At 61.8% G+C, this 23,746-nt stretch carries 22 protein-coding genes; 11 read left to right on the top strand and 11 right to left on the bottom strand.

The window, feature by feature from the left end; translation table 11 throughout:
- Positions 1–21 precede the first annotated feature (21 nt).
- Positions 22–1,509, bottom strand: coding sequence for a complex I subunit 4 family protein (locus tag A0U93_RS07995; RefSeq protein ID WP_147151016.1), 1,488 nt, complete (start codon positions 1,507–1,509; stop codon positions 22–24).
- Positions 1,506–3,350 (bottom strand): NADH-quinone oxidoreductase subunit L, encoded by a 1,845-nt coding sequence (nuoL, locus tag A0U93_RS07990; RefSeq protein ID WP_077806878.1) that lies wholly within the window; start codon positions 3,348–3,350, stop codon positions 1,506–1,508. Before nuoL ends, A0U93_RS07995 begins: the two co-directional genes overlap by 4 nt.
- A gap of 302 nt (positions 3,351–3,652) precedes the next feature.
- On the opposite strand from nuoL, the gene A0U93_RS07985 reads away from it, so the two are divergent.
- Positions 3,653–4,285: a LysE family translocator gene (locus A0U93_RS07985; protein ID WP_077806877.1), complete on the top strand. Its 633-nt coding sequence runs from the start codon at positions 3,653–3,655 to the stop codon at positions 4,283–4,285.
- Here A0U93_RS07985 and A0U93_RS07980 read toward each other — a convergent pair.
- Positions 4,268–4,852 (bottom strand): TetR/AcrR family transcriptional regulator, encoded by a 585-nt coding sequence (locus A0U93_RS07980; protein ID WP_077806876.1) that lies wholly within the window; start codon positions 4,850–4,852, stop codon positions 4,268–4,270. The two genes, A0U93_RS07985 and A0U93_RS07980, sit on opposite strands and share 18 nt — an antisense overlap.
- A 113-nt stretch (positions 4,853–4,965) precedes the next feature.
- On the opposite strand from A0U93_RS07980, the gene A0U93_RS07975 reads away from it, so the two are divergent.
- Positions 4,966–5,943 (top strand): SDR family NAD(P)-dependent oxidoreductase, encoded by a 978-nt coding sequence (locus tag A0U93_RS07975; protein ID WP_077806875.1) that lies wholly within the window; start codon positions 4,966–4,968, stop codon positions 5,941–5,943.
- A 5-nt stretch (positions 5,944–5,948) separates the two neighbouring features.
- On the opposite strand, the gene A0U93_RS07970 is transcribed toward A0U93_RS07975, so the two are convergent.
- On the bottom strand, positions 5,949–6,242 hold the full coding sequence (locus tag A0U93_RS07970) for a helix-hairpin-helix domain-containing protein (protein ID WP_077806874.1): 294 nt from the start codon (positions 6,240–6,242) through the stop codon (positions 5,949–5,951).
- A gap of 72 nt (positions 6,243–6,314) precedes the next feature.
- Here A0U93_RS07970 and A0U93_RS07965 point away from each other — a divergent pair, with 72 nt between their 5' ends.
- Both A0U93_RS07965 and A0U93_RS07960 read left to right on the top strand, forming a co-directional pair.
- On the top strand, positions 6,315–6,881 hold the full coding sequence (locus A0U93_RS07965) for a DsbA family protein (RefSeq protein ID WP_077806873.1): 567 nt from the start codon (positions 6,315–6,317) through the stop codon (positions 6,879–6,881).
- Between the two features lie 55 nt (positions 6,882–6,936).
- Positions 6,937–8,181: a cation:proton antiporter gene (locus A0U93_RS07960; RefSeq protein WP_077806872.1), complete on the top strand. Its 1,245-nt coding sequence runs from the start codon at positions 6,937–6,939 to the stop codon at positions 8,179–8,181.
- Positions 8,182–8,191: 10 nt separating this feature from the next.
- Here the strand turns inward: A0U93_RS07960 and A0U93_RS07955 are convergent, their stop codons facing one another.
- Complete coding sequence (locus tag A0U93_RS07955; protein ID WP_147151015.1) at positions 8,192–8,884, bottom strand: hypothetical protein; 693 nt, start codon at positions 8,882–8,884, stop codon at positions 8,192–8,194.
- A gap of 145 nt (positions 8,885–9,029) precedes the next feature.
- Positions 9,030–9,821: an ABC transporter permease gene (locus A0U93_RS07950; RefSeq protein ID WP_077806869.1), complete on the bottom strand. Its 792-nt coding sequence runs from the start codon at positions 9,819–9,821 to the stop codon at positions 9,030–9,032.
- Positions 9,822–10,039: 218 nt separating this feature from the next.
- On the opposite strand from A0U93_RS07950, the gene A0U93_RS07945 reads away from it, so the two are divergent.
- The 3 genes from A0U93_RS07945 to A0U93_RS07940 all read left to right on the top strand — a co-directional run bounded on the left by A0U93_RS07945 (position 10,040) and on the right by A0U93_RS07940 (position 12,741).
- Complete coding sequence (locus A0U93_RS07945; protein ID WP_077806868.1) at positions 10,040–11,065, top strand: glycosyltransferase family 61 protein; 1,026 nt, start codon at positions 10,040–10,042, stop codon at positions 11,063–11,065.
- A gap of 11 nt (positions 11,066–11,076) precedes the next feature.
- Positions 11,077–11,712, top strand: coding sequence for a hypothetical protein (locus tag A0U93_RS16165; RefSeq protein WP_147151012.1), 636 nt, complete (start codon positions 11,077–11,079; stop codon positions 11,710–11,712).
- Between the two features lie 82 nt (positions 11,713–11,794).
- A protein-coding gene (locus tag A0U93_RS07940) for an IS630 family transposase (RefSeq protein WP_147151276.1) occupies positions 11,795–12,741 on the top strand; the annotation gives its coding sequence in 2 pieces (ribosomal slippage) (positions 11,795–12,134 and positions 12,134–12,741; 948 coding nt in all).
- Positions 12,742–12,753: 12 nt separating this feature from the next.
- Here A0U93_RS07940 and rdgB read toward each other — a convergent pair.
- The 3 genes from rdgB to A0U93_RS07925 all read right to left on the bottom strand — a co-directional run bounded on the left by rdgB (position 12,754) and on the right by A0U93_RS07925 (position 15,024).
- On the bottom strand, positions 12,754–13,359 hold the full coding sequence (gene rdgB, locus A0U93_RS07935) for an RdgB/HAM1 family non-canonical purine NTP pyrophosphatase (protein ID WP_077806867.1): 606 nt from the start codon (positions 13,357–13,359) through the stop codon (positions 12,754–12,756).
- A complete protein-coding gene (gene rph, locus A0U93_RS07930; RefSeq protein WP_077806866.1) occupies positions 13,356–14,081 on the bottom strand; it encodes a ribonuclease PH in 726 nt (241 codons plus the stop codon). Before rph ends, rdgB begins: the two co-directional genes overlap by 4 nt.
- Positions 14,082–14,205: 124 nt before the next feature.
- The gene (locus A0U93_RS07925) at positions 14,206–15,024 is read right to left on the bottom strand and encodes an MOSC domain-containing protein (protein WP_077808420.1); all 819 of its coding nucleotides are present in this window, start codon (positions 15,022–15,024) and stop codon (positions 14,206–14,208) included.
- Positions 15,025–15,179: 155 nt separating this feature from the next.
- Between A0U93_RS07925 and hrcA the strand changes: the two genes are divergently transcribed.
- The gene (gene hrcA / locus A0U93_RS07920) at positions 15,180–16,226 is read left to right on the top strand and encodes a heat-inducible transcriptional repressor HrcA (RefSeq protein WP_077806865.1); all 1,047 of its coding nucleotides are present in this window, start codon (positions 15,180–15,182) and stop codon (positions 16,224–16,226) included.
- A 16-nt stretch (positions 16,227–16,242) separates the two neighbouring features.
- Here hrcA and A0U93_RS07915 read toward each other — a convergent pair whose 3' ends face one another.
- Positions 16,243–17,094, bottom strand: coding sequence for an alpha/beta fold hydrolase (locus A0U93_RS07915; RefSeq protein ID WP_077806864.1), 852 nt, complete (start codon positions 17,092–17,094; stop codon positions 16,243–16,245).
- Positions 17,095–17,195: 101 nt separating this feature from the next.
- Between A0U93_RS07915 and A0U93_RS07910 the strand changes: the two genes are divergently transcribed.
- Positions 17,196–18,116 carry a LysR family transcriptional regulator gene (locus A0U93_RS07910; protein ID WP_077806862.1) on the top strand — a complete coding sequence of 307 codons (921 nt, stop codon included), beginning with the start codon at positions 17,196–17,198 and terminating at the stop codon, positions 18,114–18,116.
- Here A0U93_RS07910 and pgm read toward each other — a convergent pair.
- Entirely contained in the window at positions 18,113–19,759 is a 1,647-nt protein-coding gene (gene pgm, locus A0U93_RS07905; RefSeq protein ID WP_077806860.1) for a phosphoglucomutase (alpha-D-glucose-1,6-bisphosphate-dependent), read from the bottom strand. The two genes, A0U93_RS07910 and pgm, sit on opposite strands and share 4 nt — an antisense overlap.
- Before the next feature lie 191 nt (positions 19,760–19,950).
- Here pgm and A0U93_RS07900 point away from each other — a divergent pair, with 191 nt between their 5' ends.
- On the top strand, positions 19,951–20,832 hold the full coding sequence (locus A0U93_RS07900; protein WP_077806859.1) for an aldo/keto reductase: 882 nt from the start codon (positions 19,951–19,953) through the stop codon (positions 20,830–20,832).
- Positions 20,833–20,994: 162 nt separating this feature from the next.
- Complete coding sequence (locus A0U93_RS07895; protein ID WP_077808419.1) at positions 20,995–23,736, top strand: penicillin-binding protein 1A; 2,742 nt, start codon at positions 20,995–20,997, stop codon at positions 23,734–23,736.
- Positions 23,737–23,746: the final 10 nt, after the last annotated feature.

Here is a 23,746-nt window from a genome sequence, read left to right as displayed (position 1 = left end):
CACGGCAGGGCCGGCTTGTGATTAGCGCATCGGACGAAGCGCCGTGCCGGGGGCGCTTGCCGCCTGCGCGGGTGTCACCAGATCCAGAACGGGTTGCGGATAGGTGCCGAGTGCGATCAGCATGACGAGCGTGACGCCCAGCAACACCATGGGGCGAAAGCCGAAATCCGGCAGGGCGGCACGATCCTTCCGCTCCGGCCCGAAGAACGCACGCCCCATCATCGTCAGCGAATAGACGGCCGACAGGACCAGCCCGACCGTGCCGAGCACCGCCGCCAGCGGGCTGACATGCCAGACCGCGAACAGCACCAGGAACTCGCCCACGAAATTGCCCATGCCCGGCAGGCCGAGAGAGGCGATGGAGAAGATCAGTCCCATGGCCGAGAGGTGTGGCAGCATCGGCCACAGGCCGCCCATCTGCCGCATGTCGCGCGTGTGCAGCCTGTCCTGCAACGAGCCGACGATGGTGAACAGCGCGCCCGTGCTCAGCCCATGCGCCACCATCTGCACCACCGCGCCTTCGACGCCCAGCGGTGTGCCGGAAAAGACGCCGATCAGCACGAAGCCGAGGTGGCTGACGCTGCTATAGGCCACCAGCCGCTTCATGTCGGTTTGCACCATGGACAGCCAGGCGCCGTAGAGAATGCCGGCCACCCCGAGCGCCAGCGCCCATGTCGTGAAATGTGCCGCCGCCGTGGGGAAGAGCATGACGACGAAGCGGATCAGTCCGTAGCCACCGGTTTTCAGCAGGATTCCGGCCAGCAGGACGCTGCCCGCCGTCGGCGCCTGCGTGTGGGTGTCCGGCAGCCAGATATGCAGCGGCACGACCGGCAGCTTCACGGCAAAGGCAATGAAGAATCCCAGCATCAGCACCATGGACAGGGTGGCGGACATGGGCGTGTTCGCGAGCGCGAAGTAATCGAAAGTCAGCACGCCGGTGCGCTGGAAATGCACCCAGACAAGCCCGAGGACGGACAGCAGCATCAACAGTCCGCTACCCTGCGTGAACAGGAAGAACTTCATCGCCGCGCGCTGGCGCTCTTCATGACCCCATTGCAGGATCAGAACATACATCGGCACCAGCATCAGTTCCCAGAAGAAGAAGAACAGGAACATGTCGGTGGCGACGAAAACGCCGTTCACGCCCGAGATTGTGGCCAGCAGCATGGCCTGAAACAGCCCCGACTCATGCTGGTCGCGGGCCGAGACGACGATACACAGGAACGACAGGATCAGGGACAGCCAGAGCAGGACGAGGCTGAGCCCGTCCATGTCCAGCCGCGCGTCGATGCCAAGGAGGGGAACCCACGGCATGGAGAAATGCGCGAGCCATGGTCCGGTCGCGCTCATGGCCGCGACGGTGGTGGCCAGCAGGAGCCCGGTCTCGATCACCAGCGTGGCGATCGAGACATACCAGGGCAGGCGGGAATCGGTCGCGTTCCGTCCGACGAGCCAGGCGACGATGCCGCCCAGCAGCGGGAGGATGACCAGGGCAGGGAGCATCATCATGAGAACACCGCCAGGCAAAGGGCCGCTACCGTGCCCGCTGCGATCCAGCTGGCATAGCGGCGGACTTGTCCATTCTGCATCCGCCCCAGCAGATGGCCGCCGGCATCCGCGCCGGCTGCGGCCCCTGTGGAGAGACGATCGAAGATGTCATTGATGTTGAGGCGGCCGAGCGCCACGAACGGCGTGACCACCAGACGGTCATAGACCGTATCGAACCCCCAGCCGGTGCGGGCCAGCCGCGCCAGCGGGTTCATCGCCGGCATGCGATCGCCATACCGCCACATCAGCCACGCGAGCACGATGCCCATCGGCGGGATCAGCGAGCCGACGACCATCAGCCATGTCGCGCCCTCCGCGCCCGGCTTGCCGAAGAACGGCGAGACGAGACGCGAGAGCATATGGCCCGGCGTCAGCGGGCTGGGGGCGTCGATCATGCCGCCCGCCAGTGCGAGAACCGTCAGGCAGACGAGCGGCACGGCCATCGTCCAGCCCGTGCGGCCATGGGGCTCGGTGCGTGGGGCGCCAAGAAAGACGATGAACACGCAGCGGAAGATATAGGTCGAGGTCATGAAGGCGCCCAGCAGCGCCCCGCCCCACAGCAGCGGATCAGAATGCCAGGCGTTCTGGAGGATCATCTCCTTGCTGTAGAATCCGGCCGTGATGACCGGCAGGCCGGCCAGAGCCGCCGAGCCGGCCACGAACGCGGCCGTAATCCACGGCATCTTCCGTGCCAGCCCGCCCATCCTGAAGATGTCCTGCTCATGATGCAGGCGCAGGATGATCGCGCCCGCCGTCATGAAGAGCAGGGCCTTGAAGAAAGCATGGGTGACGAGGTGGAAGATCGATGCTTCCCAGGCGCCGCTGCCCAGCGCGAGGAACATGTAGCCAAGCTGGCTCATGGTGGAATAGGCGAGAATGCGCTTGATGTCGGTCTGCACCAGCGCGGCACCCGCCGCCAGCAGGAGCGTGACGACGCCCACGACACTGACGGCCGTCATGACCAGTGGTGCCATCGCGAACAGCAGATGCAGCCGGGCGATCAGATAAACGCCCGCCGTCACCATCGTCGCGGCATGAATCAGCGCGGAAACCGGGGTCGGGCCTGCCATGGCGTCCGGCAGCCAAGTCTGCAACGGCACCTGCGCCGATTTGGCGATTGCGCCACCGAACAGCAGGAAAGAGGCGACGGTGACGATATGGGGCGAGAGGACGCCCGGCTGCGGATGCGTCAATGTCGCGATATCGAGCGTGCCGGCATGGACGGCCAGCAGCAACAGGCCGCACAGCATGATCGCATCGCCGATGCGCGTGACGACGAAGGCCTTGTTCGCCGCTGCGGTATTGGCGGCTTCCTTGTACCAGAAACCGATCAACAGATAGGAGCAGACCCCCACGCCCTCCCAGCCGACATACAACCCCAGCAGGTCGTTCGCGAAGACCAGCACCAGCATGGCGGCGACGAACAGGTTCATGTAGCTGAAGAAGCGCGCGATATCGGGATCGTCACGCATGTAGCCATAGGCATAGAGATGGATCAGGAACCCGACGCCCGTGACGACCAGCATCATGACGACGGACAATGCGTCGAGCGTGAAGCCGATCCGGATATCGAGTCCCGCGCCGTGCATCCAGCTCCAGAGCGGTGTCTGCACGCTGCCGACCGTATCGGGAAGATAAGCGAAAAGTCGGGCCTGCCATGCCGCCAGCAAGGCTGCGAGACCGATGGAGCCGACACCGACGAAACCCGTGGCGAGCCGTGGCATTCGACCGGCGGAAAGAAGAAGGAGAGCGCCCCCGATCAGGGGACAAAGCACGATGAACGGCAGGAGTGTCGCATGCATTGTTTCATGATTCCCCTACGTGAAAACGGCGGAGAGTCCTGCGACGTCTGAGGGGGCAGCGTCCGGTATCGCGCAGCGGCAAAGCCACACGGTGGACTGGGCGACGATCCACGACAGGCGTGATTCAGGAAAGTGCCACTGCGAAGGAAAAAAGACCGAATAGTCGCACTTCCAGAATGAAAGACGACCTGGAAAAATGAATAACATTTAATTCATCGGAAATATACGGGAAATTGCCGCGGGGCCGTGCATCGGGCGATAGTCAGCCCTGCCATTCATGCAAACATGACAAGGGAACTGGCATGACGCTGCATACGTGGTGGTTGTTCGCGGTCACCGTCTTTCTTCTTTCGGGCACGCCGGGGCCGAACATGTTGCATGCCCTGTCGCGCAGCGTGCATGTCGGCCTGCGCCGCAGTCTCGCCGCGATGGGCGGTTGCCTGACGGCGCTGTTCCTGGCGCTGGTGGTCTCCGCTGCCGGGGTCGGTACGCTTCTGGCTGCCGAGCCGCGCCTGTTCGACGTGATCCGTTATGCGGGCGCGGCCTATCTCATCTATCTCGGGATCAAGGCCTGGCGCGCGCCCGTGCACGATGCGCCTGCCGCGACAGGCGAGACGCTGGCGACGCCCGGGCTGTCTCTTCGCCAGCTTTATCGCGGCGGCTTCCTGATCGGGATCAGCAATCCCAAACTGCTCCTGTTCGCCGCTGCCTTCTTCCCGCAATTCATCAATCGTCACGCGCCATCCGCGCCGCAATTCGTCATTCTGATCGCGACCTTCATGATCAGCGAGATGTTCTGGCTCCTGACATACGGCATCGGTGGGCAGGGGGTGGCCCGTGTCATCTCCGGGCCAGGCATGAAGCGCCTGTTCAACCGTGTCACCGGCACCATCTTCATGGGATTCGGCGGGTTGCTGCTACGGTTGCGCGCCTGACCGCGAACCGGCGATCAGGATGTCCACCAGTCGCCGCGCCCCTGCCGCCCAGTCGGGCGCGGCGGCCACGTTCGAGACGCCGACAAGCGCGCGCAGCAGGTCCATCGGCTCCACGTCGGCCCGCAGATCGCCGCTGGCCACGGCACGTGCCGTCAGCGTGTCGATGGCCGTCGTAATCACGTCGCTTGTCGTCTGGTAAAGCGTGCACGATCCACTGACCAGCACGTTGAGCGCCGGCGCGATGAGCTGCTTGGCCGCGACGTAGTCGACGAACACCAGCATCCACGCGCGTAGGGCATCGAGCGGGGCATGGGTCCGGGCCAGCTGCCGGGCCATGTCGGCCAGCTTTTCGACCTCCGCACGATAGACAGCCTCGATCAGGGCGTCCCGATTAGGGAAATGGCGATAAAGTGTCCCGACGCCGACACCGGCGCGGCGCGCGATCTCGTCCATGCGAACATCGTGCTCCCCCGCTGAAAACGCCGCTTTCGTGGCCTCGATCAGTTTCCGGCGGTTCTCCGCCCCATCGCGGCGTGGTCGCCGGGCGGATTTTTTCGCGTCGGACAAACGTCTCCCCTCTTGTTAAGCGGAATATCACTCCGCACATAATAAGCGGAACAACATTCCGTTTATATTTTCGGACACGCCCCGGCGCGCCCCTCGTTCTTTCGGAGCCTATCATGACACAAACTTTCGGCGCGACATCCACGACCGACGACGTGCTCGGCACTGTCTCTCTCCAGGGCAGGCGTGTGCTTGTGACGGGGGTTTCCGCAGGGCTGGGGATCGAGACCGCACGGGCGCTCGCGGCACGCGGCGCGCACGTCATCGGCACGGCGCGCGATCTGGCGAAGGCCGATAAGACCACGGACGTCGTGCGGCAGGCCGCGCAGGACAGCGGCGGCGGCTTCGAGGTGGTCGAACTCGATCTGGCCGATCTCGCCAGCGTGCGCGCCTGCGCCGACGCCCTGAACGCACGCGGCGATGCCTTCGACCTGATCGTTGCCAATGCCGGTGTCATGGCGACGCCGCTCGGTTATACGAAGGATGGTTTCGAGACGCAGTTCGGCACCAACCATCTGGGCCATTTCGTTCTCGTGAACCGGATTGCCGGTCTGCTGCGCGATGGGGCGCGGCTGGTGAACCTCGCATCGTCCGGCCATCGCTTCGCCGATGTCGATCTCGATGACCCCGACTTCAGGACCACGGAATATGCGCCGTTCGTGGCCTATGGTCGTTCCAAGACCGCGAATATTCTTTTTGCCGTCGCGTTCGACCGGCGCCATCGCGCACGCGGCGTGCGCGCGACGGCCGTGCATCCCGGTGGCATCATGACCGAACTTGCGCGCCATATGCCGGCGGGCCAGATCGAGGCCATGGTGGCGCAGATCAACGAACAGGCGGCAGCGGAAGGCCAGCCGCCGTTCCAGTTCAAGACCGTGCCGCAGGGCGCGGCGACGTCCGTCTGGGCCGGCGTGGTGGCGGATGCCGATGCCGTCGGTGCGCATTACTGCGAGAACTGTCATGTCAGCCACATCGTGCCGGACGATCAGCCGCTCGGCCTGATGAACGAAGGCGTGCGGGCTTATGCGCTCGACCCGGACCGCGCCGAGGCGCTCTGGCGCAAGAGCGAGGAAATGGTCGGCGAAAAGTTCTGAATCAGTCAGACAGCGGGGAAATCGCCCCGTTGTTGACGGTCGCGGCGCGCCGGCGTGAACTGCCACCAGTTCAGCGCCTCGCCCGTGCGTGCCTGATGGATGGCGGCGGCGAACACGTCATGCACGCACGGATCGTGACGCGTGCCGGTCTTGCGGCAGAGCGCCACGTAAAGCGTGTCGGCATCCTGCGTCGCCAGTTGCTCGACGGTGGTGATGCCCAGAATCCTGAAATCCGCCAGCGCCGCCTTGCCAATATTGCGCAGTGCGAGAAGTGGGTGGGCGCGAGCGGCAGCAGACATGGAACATGAACCTGTCAGGCAACGGAGCGGGCAAGCCAAGCGTATCATAGGTTTCAGGCAAAGGAACCAGCGATGACTGAGACGAACTGGCGTGCGGATCCACTTGTATGGGGACACGGCGATCTGACGTTCGAGGTTTTTCTGGAGCCGACCTGTCCGTTCTCCGTCCGCGCTTTCGGCAAGCTCGACGATTTTCTCGCCGAAGCCGGGGCCGATCGCGTCACGATGAAAATCCGCCTGCAATCGCAACCATGGCACATGTTCTCCGGCGTGCTGACGCGCTGCATCCTGGCGGCTTCGACGCTGGACGGCGGCAGGGAAACGGCCAAACGCGTCATGGCGGCGATCGGAGCGCATCGCGAGGCGTTCGAATTCGAGCATCATGCCGGTGGCCCGAACATGAACGCCACGCCGAACGATATCATCGCCCGGCTCGAACGATATAGCGGCGTCGCGTTGCATGCGGCATTCGCCATTCCCGATCTCGATCGCGCCATCAAATGGCACTGCCAATACGCGCGGCAGAACGGTGTTCACGTCTCCCCGACATTCATGGTCGACGGACTGATCCAGAATGACATCGGCAGCGGAGATTCCGTGGCCGACTGGGTGGCGAAGCTGCCGAACCGGGCTGCATGAGCGGCGGGCGTGTTTTTCTTGACGTCCGTCAGGGGAACCGCCAGCCATCTGTTCCATGGATACCATTACCCTGATCGCCGTGCTCCTGACGCTGTCCACCCTGTTGAGCATGGCCAACCATCACACGCTCCGCCTGCCGATGACGATTGGCGTGCTGGTGTTTTCCCTGCTGCTGTCGATGCTGGTGATGGTGCTCAACCCGTTGATTCCCGCCTACGATTTGCAGGCGTGGCCGAGAACGGCGCTGCGCCTCATCAACCTGCCGCAGGCGCTGCTGAATGGCGCGCTGTGTTTCCTGCTTTTCGCCGGCGCGATGCAGGTGAACCTCGCGCATCTGCGCGCCCGTCTGGCCTCCGTCGCGGCGCTGGCTGTTCTGGGCACCATCCTCTCCGTCGTTTTTCTGGCGGCGGCGGTCTGGCTCCTGTGCTCCCTCCTTGAGCGGCCGATCCCGTTCAGCTGGTGCGTCGTGCTCGGGGCGATCCTTGCACCGACGGACCCGGTCTCGGTCGTGGGCATGTTGAAGCGTTTGGGGCTGCCGGGACCGTTACAGGCTGTTTTCGCCGGCGAAAGCCTGTTCAACGACGGGGTCGGCGTCGTGATCTTCGGTGTCACGATCGGTCTGGCGACGGGTGATCGTCACGATCTTGTCTGGACGGACATGGCCGTCGCCTTCTGCCGGGAAGCGATCGGCGGCGGCCTGCTGGGTGCCGTGACCGGATGGATCGCCCTGCGTCTTCTGCGTGCCCAGCGCGACGCGCATATCGATCTCCTGATTTCCCTCGCGCTCGCGACGGGGACTTTCAGCATGGCCAATCGCTTCGGCATGTCCGGGCCGATCGCCGTCGTGGTGGCGGGCCTGTGCTTCGGTGCCAGAAACGATGGCGCGACGGTCGAGCCTGCTTCCCGCGGGGAACTCGATTCGGCCTGGAACCTGATCGACGAGGTGCTGAACGTATTGTTGTTCCTGCTGATCGGCCTGCAGATCCTGGACGTAACGCCGGACGGAACGGCCATGCTGATGACGGCGATCGTCATCCCCTTGTCATTGGGCGCACGCTGCCTGAGCGTGCTGTTCTCGACGCTGCCGGGCTATCTCCTGCATTGGGACCGTGGCCGTATGCTGGGCGTCCTGACCTGGGGCGGCCTGCGTGGCGGTATTTCCGTCTCACTTGCGTTGGGATTGCCGCCGGGGGAGCTGCGGGCCCTCCTTCTGCCCATCTGTTACGGCGTCGTCGTGTTCACCATCGTCGTGCAGGGTCTGACGATGGAACGTGTCGCGCGCCGACTCTACCCCGGCTGAGGCGCAGGTATCAGATCGTGCCGCCGATGGTTGGGCGGTGGGTATTGGTCAGCCGCATGAAGGTGACCTGAGCAATATCGGGACGATGCCCGATGTCGTCGCTGACCATCAGCCCCGTGCGGAAGCTCAGCGCTTCCTGAACCGGTAGTGCATACACCCCCTTGATGCCGTTCACCGTGATGCCGACACCGCCATTCGGCAGGATCGCGATCCGGTAGGCGACATTGCGTGATGGCGAGATCGTGCCGCCCACCGCCCTGAACGGCGCCGCGCCGGGAATTGCATCCGTGACGATCACCGTATCGCCCTCGACAGCCAGCTCCAGACGCGGCTGGTCGTCGGCGGTGATCTCGGCGATTACCGTGTGGCCCCTGCGCGGAAGACGATCCAGATGCAGTGCCGCGTCATACACCGTCACGCCATCCTGCGGACGAAAACGCTGCGTCTCCTGTAGCGCGATGGCCGGGCGCACGGTGTGATAGTTCGAGGAGCGCACGGCATCCATGCCCAGCGTCACGCCTGCCGGCGATGCGATGGTGCCGCCGCGCCCCTGCGTGGATGGTTCCAGAACGGCGTGCCCCTGCGGCGTTTCCAGCAGGTTGAAACCCGCGAGATTGATCGCGCTGGAAGACGGGGTGATCTGTGCCTGCGCGACGAGGGGCGTCATCAGGCAGAGGGCAGGCAGGTATCGGGTCAGTCGCATGGTTTATGGCTACTCTGGTCAATGGGCAACTGTAATGATCGAGGGTTATTATAAAGGTTCTCCCTGCAATAAAGCGCCAGCATAAGAAATTTTTCTCAAACGCATTCCTTGCTGATATCGAAGGTTATAACAATATAGTGAATAATCACTGTATTGTTATAAATTTCCGAACTCTCAACGTAAGGGAAAGGCCAATAAGTACAAGGAAGAAGGTTATATATGCATCATATAGCATATTGTAATAAGGGTGTATCGTGTCTCCAAATTGCCCCCCCCGAATCATTTCGATATTGTTTACGGATGGCGACCATAGAAGAAACTTTCTTGCAGGTTCTGGAAGCCAACTGCATAGGGAAAAGGCGCCTGAGAAAGGCAAAGAAAGATAAGAGAATACACTTACTGATTTCTCTACAATTTCCGACCGTTGGCTTAAAGAGGCGACAAGTAACGCCGTCGCAAAAGAAAAAAAGCATTGATAGATAAGTCCTGTGTACAAAAGCGCCCAATTTTGAGGTGGGAGCATATAGCCAAGTAAAATCGCCCCGTAACACACTATCAAGCCGGCTATTAGCGTTCCGCTTATCTCTAGCAAGCTTCGAGACAAAATGATATCCAATGGAGTGACCTGACGGTGAAACAAAAGACTGCCGTTGGCTTCGAAGGCTCTTATTGAGACCATCAGGCAATGGCGCCACATTGTAAGTGGTACATATCCTGTCACAACAACTGCTGTCGTCTGCAATCCATGTTCATGTGCCGGGCGTATGGCAGTCCAAGCGATGGCAACACCCGCGCAGAATAGAATAGGTTCTCCGATAATCCACAGATATCCGAGGTTTTCTCTACCAAAGCGGGTATGAAGTTCCCGAAGCATGAGCGCGCTGATTACAATTATCTGTAATCGAAGAGAGGCCCAGATTTTTCTTGGAGAACTCATTTAAACATCTAACCTTCTGTTTTCCTTGGTTATGTAAGGTCGTCTTGACCTTCCTGATTAAGTGCAGAGTTTTCGCCTCAGAAAAGAAGCCTTACCCTTTTTTTGCTAAATGAACTGGATAGCAAACTCAATGTGATATAGCCATGACTGATCGATGCCCTCTGTCTATGAATGACAAGGGATGAAACTTATTAAACATAGAGATTAATGAAAATCAGATGATACTTCGTAATATTAAAACAGTATGGGGAAAAAGTCATCTTGTGCAGTCACTACCTATAATGGAGGATCACTTTGATGTTATATTTGTGCCTTTTGCCGAAAAAGTACATCTGGATCACGATCGGCATTGGGGAATTTTTTCAAAAAATGGTACGTTAATTGATGCTTCGGCGTATTGTCGTGGTCCTGATCGACGTCTTGTATGTGATAATGGAATGACAGAACTAAAGATCGATGACATTCCGTATGCGCCAGAGGATCACTATATTTATGGCGGACAGGTAATAAATCATTTCGGTCATTTTATAATTACTTCATTAGCAAGATTGTGGTGCTTGGAATATACAAATATTACTTCGCCAGTAATTTTCCATAGTCATGGACCAATCAGCAATTGGTTTGATATTGATTATCGCATGCAACTTTGGAATGCAGTTGGTATAAACCAGAGCAAGCTGGCGACCTTCGATAGACCAGTAAGAATTAAACATATCACAATTCCTCGACCATCATTTGAAGAGCAAAATTATGTTCATAGAGTATATGGGCAAATGTGTCGAAGTATCGGTGATATATTGGTGAAGGGCGCAACGGTAAATAATATTGACCGCCCCGTTTATCTGAGTAAGCATCTTATGGGAGGAGGAGTTACAAAAATTGGAAATGAAAATGAGATCATTGATGTTTTCAGGCGAGCCAATGTAGATATTGTGGCTCCAGAAACTCTTTCTCTTAGTGATCAGATAAAATTATTTCGAGAGAGGCGCGTTGTAATTGGAACATCGTCATCAGCTTTTCATGTGAGCGCCTTCTCGGGGCGAGAAAATGACATTTTTTGCATTCTTCCTAACGATCTGCTCAATAGCAATTTCCTCCTTGTCGATAAAATAGCGAAAAATAACAGTAGATATTTTTTTCCTACGACCGGAACTCAGCAATTCGAGAATAGGAATGGCTTCAATTCCTACAGTGTAATTGAGAATCCAAAAATGGTAGCTGAAGAAATTCTATCTATAATATAATAGGATATAAAATGAGTCTTTATGAAGCCTTTAAGAATGTGTCCATAGGCGAGATAGAAAAGAACGCACAGTATTTTTCTATTTACGAAAGGTACCTTCACAAATATAAAAATAATCCGTGTAGATTATTTCTCATAATAGATGGCGATCATTCCTTAGCTCAAGCCGAAATGTGGAGGAAATATTTAGGAGGGTTTTCAATCATTGTGTGCATCACAGAATCTGACTATAATGGCAATCAAATTTTTTGTCGAGAAGGTAATATTGATGACAAGCATTTTAGAGAGAATTTATTCTTAGAATTTGGTTGTCCTGATATAGTAATAGATGATGGATCTCATATGCCGAATGACACAATAAAAAACTTCGAAATATTTTCTAAAACTTTATCACACAATGGTTTATATTTCGTAGAGGACGTTTATACATCGTATTGGAGAAACTATGAAGGGGGTTTGCTGAGAGAAAATACATTCATTGAATATACTAAATCTCTTATTGATGAACTCCATGCGTGTCACACAGGTCAAGATATTCCTCCAAATGCGTTCAGTGAAAAATTCTGTGGCATTCATATTTATGATGGCTTAATAGTTTTTGAGAGTGGTAAGTATTTTGACAGAAGAAGTATAAAAAATATTTCTTAGAGTGCGTCCATTGAACTATGAATCGTGGGGGATGACGAAGAGCGTGGGTTGTGATTCACCCTTTCTGTTGAGGGAGAGGGCGATGTCTTGGGCATATGGTGACGATCTGCGGGTGCGTGTTCTGGCGGCGGGAGCGTCCGGCCTTTCGGCCCGGGCGGCTGCGGCGCGGTTCAATGTCGGGATCGCTACCGCGATCCGGTGGCTGCGGCGAGAGCGCGAGACGGGCGAGCGGACGGCGCGCCGTCAGGGCAAACCGCGCGGCTCCCGTCTGGATGTCCACGCGGCCTTCATCTTCGGGCTGATTGAAGCACGCCGGGATATCACGCGGGTGGAGATGGCGGCGCGGTTGCACGAGGCGCATGCGGTCGAGATCGGGCGCAGCATGCTCAGCCGGTGGCTGCGTCAGCGCGGCTGGACGTTCAAAAAAAGACCGCCCATGCACTGGAGCAGGAACGTCCCGACGTCCTGAAACGGCGCGAGGACTGGTTTGACGCGCAGCCCGATCTCGACCCGGAGCGGCTGGTCTTCATCGACGAGACCAGCCTGTCGACGAAGATGGCCAGGCTGCGGGGACGCGCCTTGCGCGGCGAACGATGCCGCTCGGGCGTGCCTCACGGGCACTGGAAAACGACGACCTTCACCGGGGCGCTGCGCACCACGGGCCTGACAGCACCCTTTGTGCATGACGGGGCGATGAACGGTGCCGTGTTCCAGACCTATGTCGAGCGCGTGCTCGTGCCGGCCCTGCGACCGGGCGACATCGTCATCCTCGACAACCTGCCCGCCCACCGGATGCCGGGCGCCCGTCGGGCCGTCGAACAGGCAGGAGCATCGATGGTGTTCCTGCCGCCCTACAGCCCGGACTTCAATCCGATCGAGAGGGCGTTCTCCAAACTCAAATCCCTTTTGCGCAGCAGGGCGGAACGAACCGTCACGGCACTCTGGAATGCCGTCGGAGACGTGCTTCAGGCCTTCACACCAGACGAATGCACCAATTTCTTCAAAGCAGCAGGATATGAACCGGATTAACGTGGAACGGCTCTAGGCGACACACTCCGCAAGGAACCGCTCCAGCGCCCGGCCACGATGACTGATGGCGTTTTTCTCCGGGCCGCTCATCTCCGCGAATGAGCGCGTCTCGCCTTCCGGTACGAAAATCGGATCGTAGCCATGACCATGCTCACCGCGCGGCGGCCAGACGGCGTGGCCGTCGCAACGGCCCTCGACCGTATGCGTCGTGCCATCGGGCCAGGCGAGGCAAAGCACGGCAACGAATGCCGCGCGCCGGTCGGGGTCGGTGCCGATCTCGACATTCACCCGCGCCATGGCGGCATCGAAATCCCGTTCCGGGCCGCCCCATCGTGCGGAATAGACGCCGGGGCGGCCATCCAGCGCGGCAACGCAGAAGCCGGAATCATCCGCCAGTGCCGGCAGGCCGGTCGCCCTTGCCGCCGCCAGCGCCTTGATCGCGGCGTTGCCTTCGAAACTGTCCGCGGTCTCGTCGGGTTCCGGCAGGTTCATGTCCGCGGCGGATACGACTGTGATGCCGCTCTCCTTCAGCAGCGCGGCGAATTCGGCCAGCTTTCCCTTGTTATGGCTGGCAAGGACGATACGCGCGCCACGCGCCAGACGACGATCGGACTTCATGACAGGCCCTCCAGAGCCTGACGTTGTGCCACGAAAAGCGCGGCAGTACCGCATCGCGCCAGACGCAGCAGTTCGGTGAACGCCGTCTCGGAGAAGGGGGCGGTTTCCGCCGTGCCCTGAATTTCGACGATGCCGCCTTCGGCCGTCAGAACGAAATTGGCGTCCGCCTGCGCACTGCTGTCCTCGATGTAGTCCAGATCCAGTACCGCCCCGGCGGCCGTCAGACCGCAGGAAATCGCCGCAATCTGCGCTATCAAGGGAGATCGTTTCAGCTTGCCGGCCTTCTGCTGCTTGTCGAGCGCCGCCGCGAGCGCCACCCATGCGCCGGTGATCGAGGCGCAGCGCGTGCCGCCATCGGCGTTCAGGACATCGCAATCCAGCGTGATCGTCATTTCACCCAAAGCCTTCAGATCGACAGCAGCACGCAGCGCCCGGGCGATCAGGCGCTGGATCTCGTGCGTGCGACCGGACTGCCTGCCCTTCGCGGCTTCCCGATTGCCGCGCGCATGTGTGGCACGGGGCAGCATGCCATATTCCGCCGTGATCCAGCCCTGTCCCTTGCCCCGCAGGAAGGGCGGCACGCGGTACTCGATCGACGCCGTGCACAGCACCTCCGTCCCGCCCATCCGGATCAGCGCGGAACCCTCGGCATGGCGTGCGTAGCCGAGTTCGATGCTGACGGCGCGGTTTTCATCGGCGGCACGGCCGGAAGGGCGGGTCATGGAAGGTCCTTGTCGGTTCGTCAGGTGTGGCACGCTTAACGCCACGCGTCCGGAACCGCCAGTCCAGTCGAGGAACGAGCGGGACAGTTCGTGGATTGGAATCGGCCTGCCATATCCGAAGCGATCAACCCAGATTCGATTCACCGCGTTCGAGAATTTCGATGGTATCGCCGGGTGCGATTCGGCCCGGCGTTTCGATGGTGGCGTTCTGCGCGAACATCACGCCGCCATGTCCGCGACGGAAGCTGGCCAGCGCGGCCAGCGGCTGCTTCCTGTCACGGATTTCGCCCGTTTCCTGATCGACCGAGGTGATGCCGCAGCGCGCGCAGGGGCTGACGACGCGCAGGATCGCCTCGCCGATGCGGATGCGTCGCCAGCCGTCCTCCTCCCATGCCTCGGCATCCTCCGCCACGATGTTAGGGCGGAAGCGTGTCATCGGCAGCTTTTCGTCCAGCCGGGTGTTGAGGTCGTCGAGCGACGCCACATTGGCGATCAGGATCGGGTATTCGTCCGCGAAGGAAACCGGGTTCGCCTGACCGCCGACATCGCGGATACGCGCGGCTTCCGGCGTGTCCATGTAGGCCAGGCGGGCGGGGCGTCCCAGCGCCGCGCTCAGCCATTCTCCGGCCCGCTGGCTGGCCTCGCGTGCTTCCATCCAGTCGCCCCAGACGCGCACGTGGCGCCGATGGGCATGGTCGTTGGGTCGTCGCACCACGCAATCCGCCATGTCACGGCGGGAGAGCGTCAGGCCGAGGGCGGTGGGGGTCGGCGTGATTAACGCCATGGCGCTGCATTCGCGCTGGGAGATGAAGTTGCCGTCCGGGTCGGTCACCAGCCAGCGCCGGTCGCCTTCCGGCCCCCAGGGGCGCAGGTCCAGATGGTCGGGAGAAATTCGGTGAAGGCTTTTGACGGGATAGATATGAACGGCCGCGACGCGTGGCATGAAAACTCTCTCGACGAAGGCGGATGAAGCGGGAAGAGCAGGGATGAACGCATCGGCGCGCAAGACGATCCGGCGCGCGTCTCGTTTAAGGCAGGATTGCCGCCTATATTATCGTGTAACAGTCGCAATGCCACCGTCGCGGGAGCAACCACGCCATGATCGATCTCAACGGCCTTTCGCACGGACTGGATTCGCGCGCCGCCGCCATCCTTCGCGAGATCGTGGAGCAGTATGTGGAGACGGGCGAACCCGTCGGCAGCCGGACCCTGTCGCAGCGGCTGACACCCATCCTCTCGCCAGCCACCATCCGAAACGTCATGGCGGATCTGACGCAGGCCGGCCTCCTGTTCAGCCCGCACGTCTCAGCCGGGCGTCTGCCGACCGAGAAAGGCGTTCGCCTGTTCGTGGACGGGTTGTTGCAGTTCGGTGGCCTTAGCGAGGATGACCGCCAGCAGATCGCCCGGCGGCTCGAACCGCGCGGGCGCTCCGTGCAGGACATGCTGGGCGAGGCATCCGCCATGCTCTCCGGCCTCTCCGCCGCGGCCGGGCTGGTGCTGGCGCCCAAGAACGATGCGGCCCTGAAGCATATCGAATTCGTGGCGCTCGGCCCGTCGCGCGTTCTGGTCATCCTCGTCGGCGCGAACGGGCAGGTGGAGAACCGCGTGATCGAGACGCCGCCGGGCGTGCCGCCTTCCGCCCTGGTGGAGGCGGGCAATTACCTCAATGCCCGTCTGGGGGACCTGACGCTGGCCGCCTTGCGCACCCGCGTTTCCGAGGAGATGCAGGCCGACCGTCACGAACTGGATGCGCTGGCCGCCAACGTCATCGAAAGCGGTCTGGCGACATGGGACGAAAGCCACGGCACGCTATTCCTGCGCGGTCAGGGGAACCTGCTGACCGACATCACGGAGATCGAACGGCTGACCACGATCCAGATGCTGTTCGAGCGGCTGGAAACACAGGAGACGATGCTCCGCCTGTTGCAACTGGCGCAGGATTCGGAAGGCGTGCGGATCTATATCGGTGCGGAGAGCGGCCTGTTCGGCATGTCCGGCGTCTCCATGGTGGTCGCGCCCGCGCGTAACGAGGCGCAGCGCATCGTCGGTGCGATCGGGGTGATCGGCCCGACGCGCCTGAATTATGGGCGCATCGTGCCGGTCGTGGATTATACGGCGCAGGTGATCGGTCGCCTGCTGGGCTGAGTGCCGACTGGCCCTGTCATGTGAATTTGTCGCCGATCGCCCGGGCGATGGTCTCCGCGTGCGTCTCCAGCGCGAAATGCCCGGTGTCGAGCAGCCGGACGGTGGCATCCGGCAGGTCGCGACGGTAGGCTTCCGCACCGGGGGGCAGGAAGAACGGATCGTTCCGTCCCCAGATCGCCAGAAACGGCGGGCGGTGCACCCGGAAATAGTTCTGGAAATCGGGGTAGAGTGCCACGTTGCTGGCGTAATCGAGCATGAGGTCGAGCTGGATCTCATCCGCGCCCGGACGCGCCATGAAGGCGGCATCGAGCGTGTATCCGTCCGGCGAGACGGTCGCGATATCGTGGACGCCATGTTCATATTGCCAGCGAATGGCATCCGGCGTCAGGAACGTGCGTAGCGCCTGGCGGTTGGCGTCGTTCGGATCGCGCCAGTAGCGTGCAATGGGATCCCAGCCATCGCTCAGGCCTTCCTCATAGGCGTTGCCATTCTGCGAGACGATGCCGGTGATCCGCTCGGGATGACGCAACGCCATGCGCAGGCCGGTCGGCGCACCGTAATCGAAGATATAGAGCCCGAAACGCTGGAGGCCGATGATCTCCGTGAAGCGTGAGACGACGCGTGCCAGATTGTCGAACGTGTAGCTGAACTGCGCGCGCGGCGGCATGGCCGACAGGCCGAATCCCGGCAGGTCGGGCGCCACAAGGTGGAAGCGGTCCGCCAGCAGCGGGATCAGGTCGCGGAACATGTAGCTGCCGGTCGGGAAGCCATGCAGGAGCAGGAGCGTCGGTCTCGCGGCGTTACCCGCTTCGCGATAGAAGATGTCCAGCCCGTCCACGTCGACGGTTCGAAAGGTCTGATGCGCCATGATGTCGTCTCCATCGGTATGGAAACGCAGCCTGCGTCATGTCGCGTTCAGGCATAATCCGGTATTTCCGGAAAGCATTCCACCATAATATGGAAGAGTGAATGGATCGTCTCGATGCCATGAAGATGCTGGTGACAGTCGTGGATGCCGGCAGTCTCTCCGCCGCCGGGCGCGGGCTCAACGTGCCGTTGACGACGTTGAGCCGGAAGATCTCGGCGCTGGAGGCGCGCCTTGGCACGCATCTGTTGCTGCGCAGCACCCGCAGGCTCGCCCTGACGGATGCCGGGATCGCCTACGTCGCGGCGGCACGGCGTATTCTGGATGAGGTCGAGGAAGCCGAACGGGCCGCGGCCGGTGAGTTCACCCTGCCAAGAGGGGAGCTGGTGCTCACCGCGCCGGTCATGTTCGGGAGTTTGCATGTGCTGCCGGTCGTCGCGGATTTTCTGGCGGCGTTCCCTGATATCCGCGTTCGGCTGATCCTGGTCGATCACACGCTGGATCTGGTTGATGCGCATGTGGACATGGCGGTGCGGATCGGCGCGCTGCCTGACAGTTCCATGGTGGCGACACGCATCGGCCTGATGCGCGCGGTGGTGTGCGCCAGTCCCGCGCTGCTGGCCGATGGCGGCATGCCCGCGACCCCGGACGATCTGGCCGGACTCCCGTGCATCGGGCTGGACACGCCGCTGTCCTCATCGATCTGGCGTTTCCGCGGCAAGGGCCGGATGCGTGTAACGGACGTGCGCGTGACGCCCCGACTGTCCGTGACGACGACGGACGCCGTCGTGTCCGCCGCCATCAGGGGCATCGGGTTTGCGCAATTGCTGCATTATCAGGTGTCGCAGGCCGTCCGCGACGGTGCCCTGCGCATCGTTCTGGAAGCCTTCGAACGATTGCCCGTGCCGATCAGCCTGCTGCATGTGCCACGCGGGCAGATGCCGCTGAAAATGCGTTGTTTTCTCGATTTCGCGACGCCGAGGCTACGGCAGCGGATGGCGCCGCCGCAGCCCATGCGGGACTAGCTGGCGAAGACCTTCGAGATCGCGGCCTGCGCCTCCTCCTGAATGGCTTTCAGATGCTCGGGGCTTTTGAAGCTTTCGGCGTAGATCTTGTAGACATCCTCCGTCCCGGACGGACGCGCGGCGAACCAGCCATTCTCGGTCGTCACCTTCAATCCGCCGATTGCCGCGCCGTTGCCCGGCGCCTTCGTCAGCTTGGCGGTGATCTTCTCGCCCGCCAGCTCCTCCAGCGGGAACTGTTCCGGCGCGAGCTTGCCGAGTTTGGCTTTCTGCTCCGCGTTGGCGGGCGCATCGATTCGCTCGTAATAGGGCGTGCCAAGTCTGGCGATGATGTCGTGATAATGCGCGCTCGGGTTCTTGCCGGTCCTGGCGGTGATCTCGGCGGCCAGCAGGCCGAGGATCAGGCCGTCCTTGTCCGTCGTCCAGACGGTGCCGTCGCGTCGCAGGAACGTCGCGCCCGCGCTTTCCTCGCCACCGAAGCCGAGGGAGCCGTCGATCAGTCCCGGCACGAACCATTTCAGCCCGACCGGCACTTCCACCAGTTTCCGGCCCATATCGGCCGTCACGCGGTCGATCAGTCCCGAACTCACCAGAGTCTTGCCCACGCCCAGATCGGCTTTCCATTCCGGGCGGTTGCGGAAGAGGTAGGAGACGGCGACGGCCAGATAATGATTGGGGTTCAACAGGCCATCCGGCTGCGCCACGATGCCATGGCGATCGGCATCCGTATCGTTGGCGAAGGCGACGTCGAACTGCTCGCCCATCCTGATGAGCCGCGCCATCGCGTAGGGGGAGGAGCAGTCCATGCGGATCTGGCCGTCCCAGTCCGCCGTCATAAAGCTGAACGTCGGGTCGACCTCGTCGCTCACCACCGTGGCGTTCAGGCCGTAGCGTTCGATGATGGCCGGCCAGTAACCCACCGCCGCGCCGCCCAGCGGATCGATGCCGATCTTCACCTTCGCATCGCGGATGGCCGCCATGTCGATGACCGATTCGAGATCGTCCACATAGGGGGTGACGAAGTCGTAGCCCTGAATGCTCGATACCTGCTTCGCTTCCTCATAGGGCAGGCGCCGGACGTCCTTCAGGCCATTGGCGAGGAAGTCGTTGGCCATGTCCTGCACCGCCTTGGTGATGGCGGTATCGGCCGGGCCGCCGTTCGGCGGATTGTACTTGAAGCCGCCATCGGTCGGCGGATTGTGGGACGGCGTTACCACCACGCCATCGGCCAGGCCGGCGGTGCGCCCCTTGTTATAGGTCAGGATCGCATGGGAGATGACCGGGGTGGGGGTGTAGCCGCCCTTGTCGTCGATGCGGACCTCGATCCCATGCGCCGCGAAGACCTCGATGGCGGATTTCTGCGCCGGTTCGGACAGGGCATGCGAATCGATACCGATGAACAACGGGCCGTCGATGCCTTCCGCCTTGCGGTGCCGCGCGATGGCCTCGCAGATGGCAAGGATATGGTCCTCGTTGAAGCTGGTATGCAGCGACGAACCGCGATGGCCGGACGTGCCGAAGGATACGCGCTGTCCTGCGACGGATGCGTCCGGCTTGCGGTCGTAATACGCGGCGATCAGCGCCGGGATGTCCGCCAGTTGCGACCGATCGAGCGTTTTGCCGGCATGAGGGCTGACATGGGCCATGGGTTCGGGGTTCCTTGGTAGTCTCAACGAGAGTGTCGAACTGCAACGCGGCATCGCGTCATGAGATCAACAGAACATCGTCTTCGCCGTGACGTCCAGTGCAGGGGCGGCCATGGATGACTTCGAATCCAGTCGAACGACATGCGCCGCCATCGCGTTAAGGCCGTCGAAACCATCCAGGAGACGGCAACATGTCCACACCTGACGCCAGAAAATCAGGCACGTTCAAAATCGGCGGCGATCTCGAGGTCGTGCGGCTGGGTTTCGGCGCGATGCGCATCACCGGCAAGGGAGTATGGGGCGAGCCGCCCGACCGCGCGAAAGCCATCGCCACGCTCAAACGCACGCGGGAGCTGGGCATCGACCTGATCGACACGGCGGATTCTTACGGTCCGTTCGTGTCCGAGGATCTGATCCGCGAGGCATTGTCCCCCTACGATAACCTCGTCATTGCCACGAAGGGCGGTCTGACCCGCCATGGCCCCGATATCTGGCGGCCGGTCGGCAATCCGGATTATCTGCGGCAATGCGTGCTGATGTCCCTGCGCCGCCTTGGCATCAAGCGGATCGATCTGTGGCAGCTTCATCGCGTCGGCCCCGATTGTCCGGCGGAAAAGCAGTTCGAGGCGATCGCCAGGATGCAGCAGGAAGGGCTGATCCGCCATGTCGGTCTCTCCGAAGTCGATATCCCGACGATCGAGAAGGCCAGTCAGTTCTTCAAGGTGACGACGACGCAGAACCGCTTCAATCTGGTCGATCGCAAATCCGAGGACGTGCTGGACTATTGCACCAAAAACGGCATCGGCTTCATCCCCTGGGCGCCGCTGGCGGCGGGCGACCTTGCCAGACCGGGCACCGATCTGGACAAGATCGCCAGGGACCGCAACGCCGATCCGGGACAGATCGCACTCGCATGGCTGCTGAAGCGCTCGCCCGTCATCCTGCCGATCCCCGGCACGGGCAGTGCCGATCATCTGGAGGAGAATGTTCGCGCCGTCGATATCGAGCTTTCGGACGACGAGATGAAAACGCTCGACACGCAGGGCCGCGACGCCTGGAAGAAAAGCCAGTAGTCGTCCGCAATGTCCATGACGCGCGAACCAGCGCGTCATGCCCGGATATTGACATAAAAGGAGGAGGCGACGAACGGCCCGCGCGATGCTAGAGGTCGAGGCATGATCCGCTCTTCGTCTCTTGCTTCCTCGGCGCTCGTCTCCGTCGGTGTCGGCCCTGCCATGTGGCGGCGGGAAATTTTCGGTGCCGGTCGCGGTGGGCGCGGCAACCCGCCGCGGCCGGGCGGTCGCCGGGCGGCCCCGCCCAACGGCGACCCGCCACGGGGACCGAGGTTCCGGCGCGTGCGTCAGGCGCTCGCGATCGTCGCGGCCATCGGTATTCTGGGCGTTACCGGCGCCGGGCTGTTCGTCTGGCATCAATACGAGGAGATGGCGGCCTCCCTGCCGAGCGTGGACAGCCTGCGCCATTACCAGCCGCCGACCGTCAGCCGCATCTATACCGGCGATGACAGGCTGATGGCCGAACTGGCGGCGGAGCGGCGCATCTACGTGCCGATCACGGCCATCCCCAATCGGGTGAAGAACGCTTTCATCGCGGCGGAGGATCAGCATTTCTACACGCATGGCGGCGTCGATCCGCTGGCCATCGTGCGCGCGGAGATCACCAACCTCAACCGTCCGGAAGGGCGTCGGCCGATCGGCGCATCGACGATCACCCAGCAGGTCGCGCGCAACATGGTGCTCGACAACAACTCGCTGACCATGCAGCGCAAGATACAGGAAGCGCTGCTGGCGGTGCGGATCGAGCAGACGCTGCCGAAGGACAAGATCCTCGAAATCTATCTGAACGGCATCTATCTGGGCGAAGGCGCCTATGGCGTCGCCGCGGCGGCGCAGACCTACTTCAACAAGCATCTCGACCAGCTGACCAACGCTGAGGCCGCCTTCCTGGGCGCGCTGCCCAAATCGCCCAGTAACTACAATCCCTATCGCCACCCGGATGCCGCAACGCGCCATCGCAACTGGGTTCTGGGGCGCATGGCGGAGATCGGCGCGATCAGCCGCGCGGATGCGGATGCCGGGCAGCAGGAACCGCTGATCCCGCATGGCGCGCCACGTTTCGGGCCGCTGCCGAATTCCGAATGGTTCGGCTCGGAGGTTCGGCGACAGCTCGTCGCGCAATACGGTGAGGACCGCGCCATGCAGGGCGGTCTGGACGTGCATACGAGTCTCGATCCCGATCTGCAGAACAACGCCACGCAGATCCTGCGCGACGGGTTGATGACGTACGATCACAGCCATGGCGGCTGGCGCGGCGCCGTCACGCGCATCACGCTCTCCAGCAAGGCGAGCGAGGACGAATGGGTCGCGGCGCTGAAAGCCGTGAAACCGCCGCCGGGCATGCTGGACCGCTGGCGGCTGGCGGTCACGCTGTCCTCCGCGACCGGCCGTGTCGGCTGGATCGAGGATGGTGCGCCGCATACCGCGACCCTGGCGGGCAAGGATCAGGCGTGGATGCACGTCTATCGTTCGTCCCATGTCGGCGACGTGGTGATGATCGAGCCGCAGGCGGAAGGCGGGGTGGCATTGCGTCAGGTGCCGAAGGTCGAAGGCGCGCTGGTGACGATGGACGTGCGGACCGGCCGGGTGCTTGCCATGGTCGGCGGGTGGTCGTTTCGCGAATCGCAGTTCAACCGTGCGACGCAGGCGCTTCGCCAGCCCGGCTCTTCCTTCAAGCCGTTCGTCTATCTGGACGCGATGGAGCAGGGCGTCCCGCCGTCGGAGAAATTCGAGGATGCGCCGGTGTCTTATGGCGACTGGCATCCGCAGAACTACGAGAAAGACAACTGGGGCCCGACGACGCTGCATGACGCGCTGCGCGAGAGCCGCAACCTCGTCACCATCCGCCTTGCCGCGCATCTGGGGATGAAATCGGTCGCCGACATGGCGATCAAGGCCGGGCTGGTGGCGGAGATGCCCCACGTGCTGCCCGCCGCGCTGGGTGCCGTGGAAACGACGGTCCTGCGGGAAACCGCCGCCTATGCCTCCATTGCGTCCGGCGGGCATATCGTGCCGCCGTCCCTGATCGATACGGTGCAGGATCGTGACGGCAACGTGATCTGGAAGCCGCCGGGCCTCAAGCTGGGCACGATGATGCAGGCGCCCCCGCCACCACCCGATGCGACGCCCGCCGACCCCAATGCGCCGCCTGCCGACCCGTCGGCGACCCCACCTGCGAATCCGACGGTTGGCGTCTCCGCGCCGGCCACGCCACCGCCCGGCAGCCTGGAAGTGCCGGTCGTGGACGACCAGCGGCCGCGAATCGCCAGCGAGGACAGTGCGTTCCAGATCGTCACGATGATGCAGGATGTCATCAAGCGCGGCACCGGCACATTGGCTGGCGTGGGGATCGACCGGGACATCGCGGGCAAGACCGGCACCAGTCAGGACTTCCATGACGCGTGGTTCGCCGGCTTCTCGCCCGATATCGTAACCGTGGTCTGGGTTGGGTTCGATTCGCCGCAATCGCTGGGAAAGAACGAGGACGGCGGTCGCATCGCCGGTCCGATCTGGAACAGGATGATGAAGGTCGCGCTCGCATCGCGTCCCCGCCTGTCGTTCCGTGCGCCGGATGACATCGTTCTGGCGCGCTACGACACCGGCCGCCTGATGGCCGTGGACGCGTTCAAAAACGGGCAGGTGCCCGGCATGAGCGTGGCGCTGCATGGCTTCGGCGCCGGCACGGAGGCGCTCACCGCCGCCGATACCGGTGCCGAGAACGTGTCCGATTCGGAGACGGATATGGCCGATGCGCCCGCGCAGGGCTTGCCCAGCCCGGGCCAGGCCCCAAATGGAGCGGCGACAGGCAATGCCGCCGGGAATGGCGGCCCGGTGGCCCAGAGTGGTCAGCCTGCGCAACAACCGGCGCAGACGGGTGACATCGGCGTGGGCGGCCTGTACTAAGCCGCAGCCC

The organism is Neoasaia chiangmaiensis (assembly GCF_002005465.1).
GTDB classification, from domain to species: domain Bacteria; phylum Pseudomonadota; class Alphaproteobacteria; order Acetobacterales; family Acetobacteraceae; genus Neoasaia; species Neoasaia chiangmaiensis.
The sequence above is the reverse complement of the archived record's forward strand: the minus strand, read 5'-3'. Positions and strand labels throughout refer to the sequence as shown.

Bases quoted from the DNA above. Each gene is read 5' to 3' on its own strand.
- A0U93_RS07995 (WP_147151016.1), bottom strand. From the start codon at position 1,509: ATGATGATGCTCCCTGCCCTGGTCATCCTCCCGCTGCTGGGCGGCATC.
- nuoL (WP_077806878.1), bottom strand. From the start codon at position 3,350: ATGCATGCGACACTCCTGCCGTTCATCGTGCTTTGTCCCCTGATCGGG.
- A0U93_RS07985 (WP_077806877.1), top strand. From the start codon at position 3,653: ATGACGCTGCATACGTGGTGGTTGTTCGCGGTCACCGTCTTTCTTCTT.
- A0U93_RS07975 (WP_077806875.1), top strand. From the start codon at position 4,966: ATGACACAAACTTTCGGCGCGACATCCACGACCGACGACGTGCTCGGC.
- A0U93_RS07970 (WP_077806874.1), bottom strand. From the start codon at position 6,242: ATGTCTGCTGCCGCTCGCGCCCACCCACTTCTCGCACTGCGCAATATT.
- A0U93_RS07965 (WP_077806873.1), top strand. From the start codon at position 6,315: ATGACTGAGACGAACTGGCGTGCGGATCCACTTGTATGGGGACACGGC.
- A0U93_RS07960 (WP_077806872.1), top strand. From the start codon at position 6,937: ATGGATACCATTACCCTGATCGCCGTGCTCCTGACGCTGTCCACCCTG.
- A0U93_RS07955 (WP_147151015.1), bottom strand. From the start codon at position 8,884: ATGCGACTGACCCGATACCTGCCTGCCCTCTGCCTGATGACGCCCCTC.
- A0U93_RS07950 (WP_077806869.1), bottom strand. From the start codon at position 9,821: ATGAGTTCTCCAAGAAAAATCTGGGCCTCTCTTCGATTACAGATAATT.
- A0U93_RS07945 (WP_077806868.1), top strand. From the start codon at position 10,040: ATGATACTTCGTAATATTAAAACAGTATGGGGAAAAAGTCATCTTGTG.
- A0U93_RS16165 (WP_147151012.1), top strand. From the start codon at position 11,077: ATGAGTCTTTATGAAGCCTTTAAGAATGTGTCCATAGGCGAGATAGAA.
- rdgB (WP_077806867.1), bottom strand. From the start codon at position 13,359: ATGAAGTCCGATCGTCGTCTGGCGCGTGGCGCGCGTATCGTCCTTGCC.
- rph (WP_077806866.1), bottom strand. From the start codon at position 14,081: ATGACCCGCCCTTCCGGCCGTGCCGCCGATGAAAACCGCGCCGTCAGC.
- A0U93_RS07925 (WP_077808420.1), bottom strand. From the start codon at position 15,024: ATGCCACGCGTCGCGGCCGTTCATATCTATCCCGTCAAAAGCCTTCAC.
- hrcA (WP_077806865.1), top strand. From the start codon at position 15,180: ATGATCGATCTCAACGGCCTTTCGCACGGACTGGATTCGCGCGCCGCC.
- A0U93_RS07915 (WP_077806864.1), bottom strand. From the start codon at position 17,094: ATGGCGCATCAGACCTTTCGAACCGTCGACGTGGACGGGCTGGACATC.
- A0U93_RS07910 (WP_077806862.1), top strand. From the start codon at position 17,196: ATGGATCGTCTCGATGCCATGAAGATGCTGGTGACAGTCGTGGATGCC.
- pgm (WP_077806860.1), bottom strand. From the start codon at position 19,759: ATGGCCCATGTCAGCCCTCATGCCGGCAAAACGCTCGATCGGTCGCAA.
- A0U93_RS07900 (WP_077806859.1), top strand. From the start codon at position 19,951: ATGTCCACACCTGACGCCAGAAAATCAGGCACGTTCAAAATCGGCGGC.
- A0U93_RS07895 (WP_077808419.1), top strand. From the start codon at position 20,995: ATGTGGCGGCGGGAAATTTTCGGTGCCGGTCGCGGTGGGCGCGGCAAC.